This window comes from Erythrobacter sp. W302b (genome assembly GCF_046452395.1).
Lineage (GTDB): Bacteria > Pseudomonadota > Alphaproteobacteria > Sphingomonadales > Sphingomonadaceae > Erythrobacter.
Genome location: NZ_JBKFDH010000001.1, coordinates 305,325 through 319,017, shown reverse-complemented (window position 1 = coordinate 319,017; position 13,693 = coordinate 305,325). Strand labels below are relative to the sequence as shown.

Sequence of the window (13,693 nt, the reverse complement as noted above, 5' to 3'; positions counted from 1 at the left end):
CGGCCGCCGAACTGAATGTCTGGTTTCACCAGAAGCCGACATAATGCTTTCGGAAACGCGGTTCGTTCATACTCACTCAGGACGGTAGCTGGAATCCAGAACGCCGCATCTGCGGGCCGGTCTCAGAACCGTGCGATCAGACTGATCCGGCCGATGCCGCGTTCAAAACCGGTCGAGGAAGCCGCGCTCGACGAGCTGTAGTCGTAAGCTGCCTCGATATCGACGGCGGGCGTGAGCTGCTGGCGCAGGTAGGCGCTGGTGCTGAGAATGAAGCGCTCGGCGCTGCCGACGTCGCGCTCCGCCCCGGCGCTGGCGCGCAGGCCATACCAGGTTCGCGGGCCCGCCTGCCCGTCGATCCGCAGCGTCGCCTCGAGCGCGTGATACTCTCCGGGGCTGAAATAGCCCGGCTGACCAACGAGGCGGAAGCTGGTGCCGGTGTAGCGCGCCCCGACATGGACGCGCGGCGCGAGCGCGAGGCGCTGCTCGAACTCAGCCTGCCACCACCATTGGCGGTTGCCGTCATTATAATCGGCGGTGGCGGCGCGGGCGGTGAGACGGCTGCGCTCGGTCGGCAGGACATCGGCCGAGGCCTTGATCTGGTTCGCGATAACCCGATTGCGCAGCGTCGGCTCGCTGTCGAGCGTGAAGCGCTGGACGCCGAGGTCGATCCGCACGCGGTCTTCGGCGAAGAACGAGGCATAGGCATCGTACGTCAGGAATTCCTCCGCCCCACCGGGGCCCGGCGCAACGATGCTGTCGACGCCGATCGTAGCATTGAGATCGACCGCGTTCGACAGGCGCCACCCGCCGTTCGCCGCAATGCGGGTGACGGTGAACGTGTCGCCGGGGGCGTCGGTGGGATCGAAGGTGGCATGTTGCAGCCGCGGCCCGATCCGCCCGCGTCCATCGGCAAAGCGGTAATCTGCACCGAGGTTGATTTGTGCGACATTGAGCCCGTCGGACTGATCGAAGCGGCGGGCATCCAGACGGACCTCGCTGCGCATGTCGCGCTCCAGCCGGCCCATCAGCCAACGGGCGCGATCATCGCCCGGTGCCTCGGCGAGGCGAGCGCGCAGCGTGGCCGCGGCGCGGTCAGGCCGGCCCAGCCATTGCTGCGCCTCAGCGGTGATGGTGACGGCCTCGGTCGCATTGGCGGGCGCATCGGGGAGCTGCGCGAGGGTCGCGAGCGCCGCGCGCTGCCGCCCGCGCCAGGTCTGCACCCGCGCAAGGCCGAGCAGTGCGCGCTCATCGGCCGGGTCCTTGGCCAGCAGCGCACGATAGCCCGCCTCGGCCTCGGCTTGGCGGTTGTCCCACGACAGCGCCTGCGCGCGCAGCAGCGCCGCCTCGAGGTCGGCGGGATCTAGCGCCAGCGCGGTATCGAAGGCAGCGACCGCGGGAGCATGGTCACCGCGCCGTGCCAGCACGCGGCCGAGACCGGTCTGCGCCTTGCGCATCAGATCGCCCCGCCCGCTGGCGATAACCGCGCGATATTCTTGCACCGCCGCATCGAGATCGCCCGCCCAGGTCAGCTGGTCGGCGAGTTCGAGCCGCCAGTCGGGACGCTCCTCGCGCGCCTGACGCATTGCCTCGCGATAGGGCGCGATCGCCTCGGCCGAACGTCCGGCGTCGGCGGCGCCGCGGGCCTCGGCGAGCGCCGTCTCGGCGGCATCCTGCGCCAGCGCCGGGGCAGCGGGCAGGGCAGCGGCAAGGGCAGTGCCCAGCAGCAGCAGGCAAGCGAGGGGGGTCTTAGCGAGCATGGGCAGCATCCTTGGCAAGCAGGGCTGAGAGCGCAGGCGCGGCACGCAGACCGACCACGCAGGCGAGGATCCATAGCGACCAGAAGGCCGCTAAGGCCTGTCCGGCGTGGACGAAGAACCCTGCCCAGGCGACGAGGGTGAGGCAGAAGAACAGCTCGAACTTGAGATAGGCCGTGTCCTTCATCCGGGCCTTGGGGCGCGCGGCCCTAGTGGTCCTCGCTGTGCCCGCCCTATCGGTCGCGGCGGTCTTGGGTGTGCGCACGAACTCGGCATGGAGCGGTCCGAACATCCCCTCGAGAAAGGCGCAGAAGTGATGCGGCATCATGCCGGTGTTGAGGATCATGTAGGGCACCACGCGGGCCATCCGCATTAGCCGCGCGCGCCAACCGTTGCGGCCGTGGAGCGCATAGGTTGGACGCGCCTCGTTGGCGGCGATCATCCCGGCAAGCACCGCAAAGAACAGCGGCGGCAAGACATAGGCAGCCACCGCCAGCTCCATCCCGAGCGCGCCCAGCCACAACCCTGTGGCGATGAGGAAGGGCAGCACCATGATCCATGCGGTCCACAGGAACCACTGCCAGCAGATCCCGGCGAAATAGGTAAGGTAGAGGCGGCGGGCGAAGGGCGTGGGGTAGCGCGTCAGCAGGGTGCGCATGTGCAGCCGCTGAAGCTGGGCCCAGCCTTGGGTCCAGCGCTTCTGCTGCGAGCGGTAGGCGGCGATGGTCGAGGGCAGCTCGGCCGGGGCGACAATGGTGCCCACGAACCGCGTGCGGTATCCGGCAAACAGGGCGCGGATCGACAGCTCGCAATCCTCCACCAGACTGGCTGCGCGCCAGCCGCCCGCCGCCTCGATCGCCGCGCGCCGCCACACCCCGGCGGTGCCGGTGAAGTTGACGAAGCCGATCACCCCGCTGCGCCAGGTCTTCTGGAGCGTATGGTGATCGTCCACCCACAGAGCCTGTGCGCAGGTGAGCAAGCTCTCGCGGTCGTTGAGGTGGCCCCATTGTGCCTGCACCACGGCAAGGTCGGCGATGGCGCGGCCGGTGATGTCGTAGAAATGCGGGATCGCACGGGTCAGGAAATCGGGCGGCGGGATGAAATCGGCATCGAAGATCGCGAAGAATTCGGCGTCGGTCATGTGCCGCCCCGCCTCGAGCGCTCCGGCCTTGTAACCCTGTCGGTCGGTGCGGTGGATCCAGCGGCAATCGACACCGGTGCTCGTGGCGATGGCCTTGCAGAAAGCGCGCACCCTCAGCTTGGTTGCCTCGTCGGTGGAATCGTCAAGCACCTGCACCGTGAGGCTTGCGCGCGGCCAGTCCAGCGCGCAGGCCGCGGCGATGACGCGCTCAGCGACGGCATCCTCGTTGAACATGGGCAATTGCACGCAGACCTTGGGCGTGCGGCGCGGCAGATTGCCAGGGCGTGGCGGACGGGCGGCGATGCGGAAATAGTCGAAGCGCTCGATCAGGCCGAAGAAAAGGAAGGAGAGGATCGCGACGAATGGCAGGTGAAGCGCGGCAGCCAGCAGCCATTCGCGCCAGCTCACGGGGCGCTCGCCCGGCTCGTATTGCACGATCGTGAGGGCGAACAGCGCGCACCACAGCGCAAGGGCGGCGAAAATCGCGACATCTGCGCGCTTCATGGCCGGCCACCGGCGATAGGCTTGCTCTCCGGAGGGACGGAGGGGGTGTGGGCGCTGGGCATGGGGGATCGGCGTGACATGCACGGTCTTCTCCTGAACATGAGGGAAGACCCGCCGCCGACCCGCGACGGGAAGTGAGGGTGCCAGCCGGTCGGGTCGTTCCGGCTGGCATAGGGTTAACGGTTCAGGCCGGTGGCCTATTCCCGGCGCTCTCGAAAAACTTCGCCGCCCGGCGATTAGGCTGCGAGCGTCGCGGGCCGCGCCAAAGCGCCGGCCACTCGGTTAGTGATCTTGCGGGCGGCGTCCCGCAGTGCGGCGCGCCAATCATGGACCGGCCGCACCGCAGTCCTCGGTCCCGCCCGCCGCGGGGCGCGGGCGCGCTCGCGTTGCAGGCGCTCGATCAGAGCGATCCGCGACCCTAGCCCGGCACCATTGATGTTCTGGATCTCGAGCCCCGGGTAGGCATTGCATTCGAGCACCTGCACGCCGCGCGTGGCATCGATCACCAGATCGACCCCGACATAGCCTAGTCCCAGCGCACCCGAGCAGCGCCTTGCGGCGGCGACGGTCTCGTTCCAGAACGGCAGCCGCGCACCGATCAACGCAGCATCGGTAGAGGGGTGGTCGAACACCTCGTTCTTTCCCAGCACGGCGCGGAAAATCGTCCCGTCGCGAAAGTCGATCGCTGCGCCCACCGCACCCTGGTGGAGGTTCGCCCGGCCCCCGCTCTCTTGCGTCGGCAGCCGGGTCATCGCCATGAGCGGGACATCGCCAAGGCAGATGATGCGGATGTCGGGGAGGCCGAACGGCACCAATCGCGCAAAATCGGTGTGGGTTCGGATCAGCGGCTCGATCAGCGCAGTGTCGCTATTGCCGCCTTCGAGCGATAGCTCTCCGGCGAGGATCCGTGTGACATGCGCGCGCAACGCCTTTTCGGTGAGCACATCGCCATTGAGCTTGCGCCAGCCGCCTTCACAACGGCCGTCAACGAGGATCACGCCCTCCCCGCGCCGCCCGCGATTGGGCTTGATCGCGAAGGCATCGGGTAGGCTGGCATAGTCGAAACCCGCCGCCTCGGCCTCGCCCGCGATCAGCGCGAGGGTCGGCGGCACCGGCACCCCAGCAGCTGCGAGGCGCTGCTTGGTCTCGAACTTCTGGTTGACCCCCTTGATCGCCTCGCGCGGGTTGAGACGGGCGATCAGGGCATTGCGGCGGTTCATTCCTAGGACGGTCATGATGTCAAACTCCTGCCTGTGCAGCCGCGCGGAAGCGCGCAATTTCGGAGAGGCGCAGGCCCTGATAGCGGCCCAGCACGATCATCAGCGCGGTGCTCGCCAGCGGCAGCCCCAGCGGCAATTCGGTAGCCAGCCACACCACCGGCGGAGCAGCGACCAGCAGCTGGATCGCGATGGCGACACCGAGCGTCGCGATAGTCATGCGCACGGCCTTCTTCGGACCATCGGCCTCGTAAGCGTTCCACCACCGCTCGACGATCAGCGCGGTGACCACCACCGGGAAAGCACTGACGAGCGCGGGCTGGTCGAACTTCAGGGCCATCGCCCCGAGCGCCGAGACGACAATCGCAATCAGCGTGCCGAGAAAGCCGACGCGCGAGAGGTTCAGCAGCTTGAGGAAAGGCACCGCCAGCATCCCGACTAGGATTGCGCAGGTCGAAACAACCGGCCCGGCAATCGGCCCGGATTGCAGATAGGCCAGTGCCAGCAGCATCGGGGTGAACAGACCAAACGTCTTCCACCCCAGCACAGAGCGCACAAACACCACCACCGTCGCGCCCAACGGCATCACCAGCAGCAGGTGCATCCCCGGCAGGTCCCACGGACGCGAGGGATCGCCGAACATCGCGATCACCGCACCGGTGACGATGTTGTCGGAAGGATCAAACAGCGCCCAGACAATCGCCCCGAAGGTCGCGGCCAGAGAAGCGGCAAGGGCATAGCCCGCGCGCTGCAATGCAATATCGCCCGGCAGGGTCAGATCATCAGAACGCATGGGAAACCTCCACTTCGAAGCGGTAGCCCGACCGGTCGAACGCCGGATCGGTGGAATTGCGGACAACGTAACGGGCCTCTCCGGCGATACGCCACGGGCCGGGGCTCCAGACCAGGGTCAGCTCGGGCCAGAACAGTTCGTCCTCGCGCACGCCGCCGCCCGCTACCGGTCGGCCGCCGAAGTCGAGCCGCTGGTAGCTGAGCTCGCCGCGCAGGCGCAGGTCGCTGGCAATCGGGCGCTGGTAGCTCGCCTCGGCCAGCCAGCGGGTGAGGTTGCGGCGCGCCTCGGACGAATTGATTGCGTCATAGCGCCCGCGCAGGAAGGCATAATGGTTCGGCCCGAAGCGGTAGCGGTATTCGCCGTCGACGCGGATGCCGTCACCGCTGGAGCCCGCCGCATCGTCATAGCTGCGCGTCCGCCAGCTGGCGCCCAGCGCTAGGCGGTTCGCAGCATCGAGACTGTGCATGATCTCCCCGCCGAATTCCCATTCGTCCGTCGAGGTGAATTCCGCGGCGAGGATATTGTCGCTGCGCTCGCCGAAAGCGGTGAGGCGGGTTGCGTCGGAAAGGTCAAAGCTGATCGCGGCGCGCGCGGCGTTCTGCCAGCGGTCGGTGCGGCCTACGTCCTCGAATTCGAGCCTGGTCGTCGCATTGCGCAGCGTCACGGTCACTTCGTCCTTGGCGAGCACCACTGAAGGGGTGATGACCACGGCGAGCGCGTTGCCATCGACCACCTCGTCCTCGGCAGGCGCAGTCGAGCGTGCGGTGACGCCGCGCGCGGTGAGCCTGAGACCGGGATCGAGGCTCCAGCCGGAACCCGCTTTGGCGGCAGCGACGTCATCGATCTCGTCATCGATGGTGCTACCTTGAGAATCCTGGTCTGGCACGGCGGTCTCGGCGAGGGCGGCGGTGGCGAAGCATACCAAGGGAACCGCCAGCGCGATGGCTTGCAGGAGTCGGGGGGGCACGGGGTTGCGAGAGGTCACGAAAGGCTCCTGTTGCGGCTCGGCGATAGCGCCGGTTCGCAAGCCAAACGGAGCAGGCAGTGGGCTTATTCCCTAAACCCGGCCAGAAAAATTTTGCCTCTCATGGGGGGAATTTACGCAGGTCCCAGCCCGTTAACGCAGGTCAGTCCTGCAACAGGAGGAGCCCCGTGTCGCAGCCATGCCCCCCCGATCCTTTGCATAATCCGCGCTATGGGGATCACGGCGACGTCGCATCGCTGGCGCACACCTCGCTGCTGCGCGACCACCTCGTCGGGTGCGAGCGGAGCAATTCTTTTCAGGAACCGGGCACAAAATCTAAAATAGGTTATTTTATGTTGCAACGGCCAAGCCGGCCATTTCCTGAAGGTTTGAAGATGACAATTAACGCAAAGATCCTAAGCCTTTACAGCGTAGCGACACTCGGCACGGCGATCGCGGGCGCAACGGCGGCACAGGCGCAGGCCGACGAGCAACAGGAAACCAAGGCACTGCCCCGGCTCGAAGTGCAGTGGGAGGGGATCGACATCCGCCTGACTGCAGGCGCCGCAGCGCAGGGAGCGGTGTTCGACGATGATGATCCAGCTACCGATTCTCCCGACGCCAAGGTCGACCTGTTCGCCCGGCTCAACGCTCAGTGGACCTCGCCCGGCGGGATCATCCTTGGCGTGAACGCGGAACAGAACAGTCGCCGTCGCGCCTCCGAAGTGCTCGAAGCGGGCGAAATCTACGGCTTTGCGGCGAGCGACTATGGCCGCGTCGAGGTGGGCCTACAGGACGGGCCGGCCGATACCCTCGCCTTTGCCGCACCGCTGGTGGCGCTGGGGCAGGTGCGCGGCGAGTTCTCACGCTATGCCGGGACACAGGCATTGCTGCGCGCGCTCGACACACAAGACGCCTTCAAGGTGATCTACCTCTCGCCTCCCGTCGGGGGCTTGCGCGGCGGGGTGTCCTATTCGCCCAAAGTGCGCCGCAACGCTGTCGCGGTGGATTCGCGCGACCGCATCGAGGTCAACGATGCCTTTGAATTCGGGGTGCAGTACCAGCAGCCGGTGGGCGACTGGATCCTCGGTGCGAGCGGTGGCTATGCCACGGGCGACGCCGATCCGGTCACCACCCGCGCCGATCTCAACAGCTGGAGCGTAGGGGCGGAGGCCCGCCGTGGTCCCCTGCGGATCGGTGCGGCTTACGTGGACCGCGGCGATTCCAACCGGCTCGACCGCGGGTTCGACCAGTGGGAAGTGAACGGCGGAGTGGGCTGGGTGACGCCAGAGTGGGGCGCTGCTGGCAGTGTCGCCCTCACCAGGGCATCCGACCGAGAGAACCGGCTGATCGGCGTCGGCGGCTTTTATCAGCTGCACCCCAACATCCAAATCCGCGCAGATATCGTCTCGATCCGCGAGGAGCGGTTCCTTATCTCTACCGACAGCGGCATCGCCACTGTGGTCGAGGTGCTTTTCACGATCTGACGCGCTGTTGCTGGAGCAAGCGCAAAAGCCCGGGCGCTCAGGCGACCGCCCGGGCTTTTTGCTGCGGCAGCTGCGGCTATTTCTTCTCGAGTTCGGCGAGTTCTTCGGCACCCGTTAGGGGATCGCTGTCGATCATCGCATCGACCGCGGCGACTACTGCGGGTGCAGCCTCGCCGCTGGCGAGCTTCATTTCGCCGACCGAAGCCGCACGCCGCCCATAGGCCTCGATCTGCCACTTGGCCGCGCCGCCCGTGCCCGTGCCAGCGCAGGCGAGCGCATCGCTGGTCGTCCCGCCTGTGCCTGCGATCAGAAATTGGCGGCACAGCTGGCCCTCGGCGTTGCGGAAGGTCAGCACCACCTCGCCCTCGCCCAGCGCGGCGAGATCGGTCGTTTGACCACTCGGCGCAGAATCGAGCATGGCGGTGAGATCAGCGCTGGCGAGCACCAGACTGCCGCCCGAGGGTGCCTCTGTTCCGCCCTTGAGCAGCGGGCCGCCGATCAGCACGCCCAGTACCAGGCTCGCCGCCATCGCGCCGAATTGGGGCCAGCGCCAGTTGCTGCGGCCGGTGTCATTGGCAGGTGTCGGCAGCGCAGCCGACTTCGCTGCGCGCGGGGCGGCGAGGTCGACCATTTCGGCCTCTAGCGGGGTTGCCGCAGCGATCAGCCGCTCAGGCACGCGCGCATCCAGCACTGGAGCGAAGGCATCGCGCACTGCGGTGTCCACAGGCTCGGCCACGGCCAGCGCTTCGACACGTTCGGCAAGCGCCGGGTCCGCATTGATCGCCGCCTCGATCCCATCGATCAGCGCCTCGTCCTCGAGCGTTCCGCTTAGGAAGGCGGCGAGCTGCGCATCAGTGAAGCCCGTGCTCATTGCATCGCCCCTTCACCTGCGATCCGCTTTGCCAGCGCCGCTTTGGCGCGGGAAAGCCGGCTCATCACCGTGCCGATCGGCAAGCCGAGCAGATCAGCCGCCTCGCGATAACTCAGCTCCTCAAGCATCACCAGTGCGACCACATCGCGCTGTTCGGGCGGCAGGCTGTCGACCGCCGCTCGCACCATCCGCGCTTCGGCACTCGCCTCGACCACCGTCACACCATCGTCGCCAACCAGATCGAGCATCTCACCGATGTCGTCATGGCCCATGCGGTTGTGCATACGGCGCCGGTCATCGATCCAGTGGTTTCGGGCGATTCGAAACACCCAAGCGTCAAGCCGGGTGCCGGGCTGGTATTGACCAAGGTTGACCATTGCTTTCTCCAACGCCGCCTGCACGACATCGTCGGCATCGGCGATCGACCCCGTCAGCACGCGGGCGAAACGGCGCAGGCGAGGGATTAGCGCGATCAGCGCCTGCCTTGTCGTATCGTCCGGGTTCATCGGGCGGTTCATGGGCTCAACGGTTCAGCAAGTGGCAATATTCCGCCCATAGACAGGACAAGGGAATAAAAGAAAAGCTAGTTTCGTATATAGCGAGGTAAGGAACGAAACAGTCCTCCCAGCTTTGTTGTTGGGGCGGTCAGGGGGCATTCGATGCAAACGCGGGTCATCATTGCATATTTGCTGATGCTAGGGCTGACGCTCGGCTCGGTGACAATCTCTTTGCATGCCCCGCTCGCCGCGCAGGACGCGGGCGATGATGACGACGACGATAATGACGACGAGGATGACGACGACGTTGAGGACCCCGATGATCAGGATCCCGGCGGGGATGATGACGTCGGCGGGGACGATCCCGGTGATGATGCTGGCGGCGACGATGTCGGCGGCGACGACCCGGGCGGCGGCGACGCTGGCGGCGATGATGACGCTGGCGGCGATGATGACGCGGGCGGAGACGATGACGCGGGCGGCGGTGATGACGCGGGCGGAGACGATGACGGCGCGGCGGGTGGCGATGACGACGATGATGGCGCCGCCGGCGGCGATGACGACGATGACGGCGCGGCCGGCGGCGGCGGCGGCGACGATGACGGCGCTACCGTTGGCGGCGACGATGATGACGACGGCCCAGCCGCTGGCGGCGATGATGGCGACGACATCACCGATGATCGCGGCGACACCGATGACGGCGCAGACGATCTCGACGATGACCCCGGCCAGTGGCTGCTCCCCAGCGGCGAGACCGAAACCGAACGCACCGCGAATGACGAACGCGACCGGATCGACATCGACGGTGACGGCTTCCGCTATCGCCGCGGCGAATTCGTCGCGCTCGATCTGACCGCTGCCGACCTTGCCGAGCTCAAGGCGGGCGGCTTTCAGTTGGTCGCCAGCGAGAATCTCGCCTCGGTAGAAGGCACGGTGTTGCTGCTGCGCGGCCCGGCCCAGATCACCGACGAGGCCGCGCTCGACACGCTCGAGACGATCGCCGACCCCGACACCATCGGCTATAATCACCTGTTCGACAGCTCGGCGGTGCAGACCAAGCGCCGCAAGAGCGCGAGTGTGCAGCAGCGTGCGGCCTGCGGCTGCCAGATCGGGCTGATCGACACCGGGATCGCGACGGGCCTCGCCTATTTCAAACATGTCACGCTGAGCCAGCGCGCTTTCAACGGCAAGGCCGCCGAAGCGCGTCTGCACGGCACCGCGGTGGCCCACCTGATGGCTGGCACTAAGGCCGATCCGGCGGCGCGCACGAAGATCTTCGTCGCCGACATCTTCTCCGGCCCGCGCGAATCCGCCGGGTCGAGCTTCGCGTTGATCAAGGCGCTCGATTGGCTCGCGGCGCAAGGCGTCCCGGTGATCAACATCAGCCTGTCCGGCCCGCGCAACCCTGCCGTGGCCGGCGCAATTGCGCGCATCACCATGCGCGGCCATGTAATCGTGGCAGCGGCGGGCAATGATGGCCCCGCCGCCCCGCCGGTGTTTCCTGGGGCTTATGACAATGTCGTCGGCGTGACTGCGGTCGATGCCCAGAACCGCGTTTATCGCTACGCCAATCGCGGCGCGCATGTCGATTTCGCGGCGCGGGGCGTGGCTGTCCCGGCGATCGACGCCAAGGGTGAAGTGCGCGATGCCACCGGCACCTCCTTTGCCGCACCGCTGGTCGCCGCGCGGCTGGCGCGCCAACTTGGCAAGGCCGATCCCGCAGCCGCCAAGAAGGCGATCCGCGCGCTCGAAGCCGAGGCGCGCGATCTCGGCCCGCGTGGGCGTGATCCAATCTATGGAGCCGGTCTGGTCGAGGCCAGCCAGTGACCTGGCCAAACTCGCTCAGCATGGCAGCCGCAACGGCCCTTGCAGCCGTGTTCCCAGCACCAGTGCCGATGCCGGAATACGAGCCCGGCGATGCCTTCGTTTTCTCCGACGGCCGCGTCGAGCGGGTTATCAATTCCGATGGCGAACGCCTGACTTGGGCAGGCCTGTCAGGAGCGAGCTACAAGCGCAGCCGCAATTTCGTGGTGCCAGTGCTGGAATGGCGCAGCGGCCGCGCGACGGGACGGCGCGAAGTGCGCGGCAGTCCCGATGCGCTCTGGCCCATCGGCGATGGCAAGGGTAGCGGAAAATCGGCGCGCTTCAGGGTCGTGACTGAAACGAAGGCCAATGCTCAGGCCTCGGCGAAGCGGTCGGTCAGCCTATGGGTTTGCAAGACGGGCAAACTCAAGAGCTTTACCGTGCAGGCGGGCACATACGACGCGATCCCAGTCAAGTGCGACCGCTATTCCCCCACCACAATGCGCCTCCTTGAGCAGCGCGAGTGGGATTATGCGCCCGAAATCGGCCACTATGTTCGGCGCGTCACCGTGAACTACCTGCGCGGCACCACGCGCACGGTCGAACTTGTCGCAGCTCTCTCGGGCCCGTCGGCGAGCAAGGCCCGCCTGACCGCCCTCGCCCGCGCAGCGCGCCAGTCAGACAAGACCGCGAGGCAATAGGGGGGTGGCAAATGCAGCGCCGATGACCTGCTCCGCTAGCGGGAGCGTCGAGAACCTGTACTCCAAAGCAAGGTAGCAAGAGCCAGGCTGGCTCCAGCAAGTCAGGTCGTCATGAAGCGAACCTTGAGCCGCCATCCCCCCACGGGCCAGGCGAATGGTCGTTCAGCTTCTGGCAAGACCCGTTATTCGCCAATCCGCTTTAGAGCGGCTGCCAAGTCCCAATTCTAGCTGCTTCTAGCCCCATCCAGACTTGGCCGTTTTCAGGAAGTCGCAGGTCGCAACCGAACGTCTGACTTGGGGTCGTTTGCGGAAGGTCTGCTTTTGGCGCAGGTGAGGCGATAGCTGCCCGTCCGCTATCGGGGCCACACAATGATGTCAGCCATGACCGCAAGTGGGTGGAAAGGCGAATGGCAGCTATTGCCGCTCTGCCATAGGGGTATCCAGCTCGCATTCTGCGGCTCTGCAAGGCAGGCCTCAGTCAACCAGACTAATGGCTCTCCTCGCGGCTAAAGCCGGAAGCCAGAATGCTGACAAGCCCGTTCATCACAGTCTCGTAATAGGCTCCGCGGAAATGCTGGTCGTAACTCTCGACCGCAGCATCGATCTGTGCGCGCGGATACATTCGTCCGCCGACCGTCAGGAACTGCCAGTCCCGCACCGCTGCCAGATCGGGACGCGAGCCCTTGCGCAGGATCAGCAGGTCGGCAAAGTTGCCAACCGCGATCCGGCCAACCATGCCACGGTCGACATGGCGACCATTGACCTGCGTCGCAGCGGCGAGCGCAGCTTCGTCGCCGCCGAAGGCCTGGGACAGCATCGCCAGTTGGAGATGCAGGGACTCGCCCGGCACGACATAGGGCATGACGACATCCGTTCCCGCCAGCACATCGATACCTGCCAGACGGGCCTTGCCGACGAAGGCGACTTCTGCCGCGATGCCATCAAGGTCGGCTGCGACGGCTTCGGCGGATTCCGGGTGCGCGACGATCATAGGCCAGGCCTGCTCCCAAAAGGACGGGAGATGCCGCAGGCCTTCTGTGGGAGGAAAGCGCTTTCGGTCCGATGCCGTCAACCGGGCTTTCTGGTTCGCCTGCGTGGGCAGGATCGAAATGCGGTTGGCCTTCATCAGCGCGATCACTTCGGCAATGTCAACCTCGCTCATGGCGGACACATCCTGGCTGCGATAATCGGCATCCTCGGGCGGCGGTTTGTGGAGATAAGGGATCCCGTTGAAATGCTGGACCTCGAAATCGGACACATCGCGCAGGTTTACCGCGTGCGGCGTATGACCTACGAGCGGCAGGCCTTGCCGCCTCGCTTCGGTGGCAGCTGCGCTGAATGCTTCCTTAGGCAGGCCCGTGTAGGTCTTGATGCAGCTGGCGCCGCTCGCCTTAAGAGTCTTCACGGCGCCAATCGCCTGCGCCCCGTCAACGATCCGCAAGGCGCTGGGCCAGCTTGGCCGCTCGCCGTCCAGGACCGGGCCACAGCGATACATCCTCGGGCCGGCGATCCGTCCTGCCGCAATCTCGGCTTGCAGATCGGCAATACTATCATCGGTCTGCCCAAGATCGCGAACGCTGGTCACCCCATATTTCAGGTAGAGCAGCGAAAACAGGCGCTGGTTGCCGATCGCGGCTTGGGGTGGTGTATGGACATGGGCGTCAATTAGGCCCGGCATGACGATGCAGCCCGGACAGATCGGCGGATCGTCATCTGGTCGACTTGGTCGGATTTCGGCGATGCGCCCGTCTTTGACGATGATGGTCTGATCGGGCTGGGAGGGCTCGCCAGGATTCCAGATTGTGACCCCGGCGATCATCCGGTCGGAACTGGGGGGCACCGCAACATCGGGCGGGAACAGCATCCAAAAGCCGAGCGACCCGGCAAGGCCAAGCACCCCAAGAATACCCAGCGACCACAAGCCAATCCGTCGAACCATAAAGCTCCGCAGCGGACATGGC

11 protein-coding genes are annotated in these 13,693 nt (G+C 66.1%); 3 read left to right on the top strand and 8 right to left on the bottom strand.

The window, feature by feature from the left end:
* Window positions 1–122 precede the first annotated feature (122 nt).
* From ACLBKT_RS01570 to ACLBKT_RS01550, 5 genes are all read right to left on the bottom strand, one after another.
* Entirely contained in the window at window positions 123–1,757 is a 1,635-nt protein-coding gene (locus ACLBKT_RS01570) for a tetratricopeptide repeat protein (RefSeq protein ID WP_410181228.1), read from the bottom strand.
* Window positions 1,747–3,399, bottom strand: coding sequence for a glycosyltransferase family 2 protein (locus tag ACLBKT_RS01565; protein WP_410181227.1), 1,653 nt, complete (start codon window positions 3,397–3,399; stop codon window positions 1,747–1,749). Before ACLBKT_RS01565 ends, ACLBKT_RS01570 begins: the two co-directional genes overlap by 11 nt.
* Before the next feature lie 236 nt (window positions 3,400–3,635).
* Window positions 3,636–4,634 carry a sugar-transfer associated ATP-grasp domain-containing protein gene (locus ACLBKT_RS01560; RefSeq protein ID WP_410181226.1) on the bottom strand — a complete coding sequence of 333 codons (999 nt, stop codon included), beginning with the start codon at window positions 4,632–4,634 and terminating at the stop codon, window positions 3,636–3,638.
* Between the two features lie 4 nt (window positions 4,635–4,638).
* A complete protein-coding gene (locus tag ACLBKT_RS01555) occupies window positions 4,639–5,409 on the bottom strand; it encodes a 7TM domain-containing protein (RefSeq protein WP_410181225.1) in 771 nt (256 codons plus the stop codon).
* Window positions 5,399–6,394, bottom strand: a complete 996-nt coding sequence (locus ACLBKT_RS01550) for a hypothetical protein (RefSeq protein ID WP_410181224.1) — start codon at window positions 6,392–6,394, stop codon at window positions 5,399–5,401. The genes ACLBKT_RS01555 and ACLBKT_RS01550 overlap by 11 nt, the downstream gene beginning before the upstream one ends.
* A gap of 374 nt (window positions 6,395–6,768) precedes the next feature.
* Here ACLBKT_RS01550 and ACLBKT_RS01545 point away from each other — a divergent pair, with 374 nt between their 5' ends.
* Window positions 6,769–7,860, top strand: coding sequence for a porin (locus tag ACLBKT_RS01545; RefSeq protein WP_410181223.1), 1,092 nt, complete (start codon window positions 6,769–6,771; stop codon window positions 7,858–7,860).
* A gap of 76 nt (window positions 7,861–7,936) precedes the next feature.
* Here ACLBKT_RS01545 and ACLBKT_RS01540 read toward each other — a convergent pair whose 3' ends face one another.
* Window positions 7,937–8,731, bottom strand: coding sequence for a hypothetical protein (locus tag ACLBKT_RS01540; protein ID WP_410181222.1), 795 nt, complete (start codon window positions 8,729–8,731; stop codon window positions 7,937–7,939).
* Window positions 8,728–9,249 (bottom strand): RNA polymerase sigma factor, encoded by a 522-nt coding sequence (locus tag ACLBKT_RS01535; protein WP_410181221.1) that lies wholly within the window; start codon window positions 9,247–9,249, stop codon window positions 8,728–8,730. Before ACLBKT_RS01535 ends, ACLBKT_RS01540 begins: the two co-directional genes overlap by 4 nt.
* A gap of 198 nt (window positions 9,250–9,447) precedes the next feature.
* On the opposite strand from ACLBKT_RS01535, the gene ACLBKT_RS01530 reads away from it, so the two are divergent.
* Both ACLBKT_RS01530 and ACLBKT_RS01525 read left to right on the top strand, forming a co-directional pair.
* Window positions 9,448–11,055 carry a S8 family serine peptidase gene (locus ACLBKT_RS01530; RefSeq protein WP_410181220.1) on the top strand — a complete coding sequence of 536 codons (1,608 nt, stop codon included), beginning with the start codon at window positions 9,448–9,450 and terminating at the stop codon, window positions 11,053–11,055.
* Between the two features lie 20 nt (window positions 11,056–11,075).
* Window positions 11,076–11,732: a hypothetical protein gene (locus ACLBKT_RS01525; protein WP_410181219.1), complete on the top strand. Its 657-nt coding sequence runs from the start codon at window positions 11,076–11,078 to the stop codon at window positions 11,730–11,732.
* Window positions 11,733–12,219: 487 nt separating this feature from the next.
* On the opposite strand, the gene ACLBKT_RS01520 is transcribed toward ACLBKT_RS01525, so the two are convergent.
* Window positions 12,220–13,671: an amidohydrolase family protein gene (locus tag ACLBKT_RS01520; RefSeq protein WP_410181218.1), complete on the bottom strand. Its 1,452-nt coding sequence runs from the start codon at window positions 13,669–13,671 to the stop codon at window positions 12,220–12,222.
* Between the last annotated feature and the right edge of the window lie 22 nt (window positions 13,672–13,693).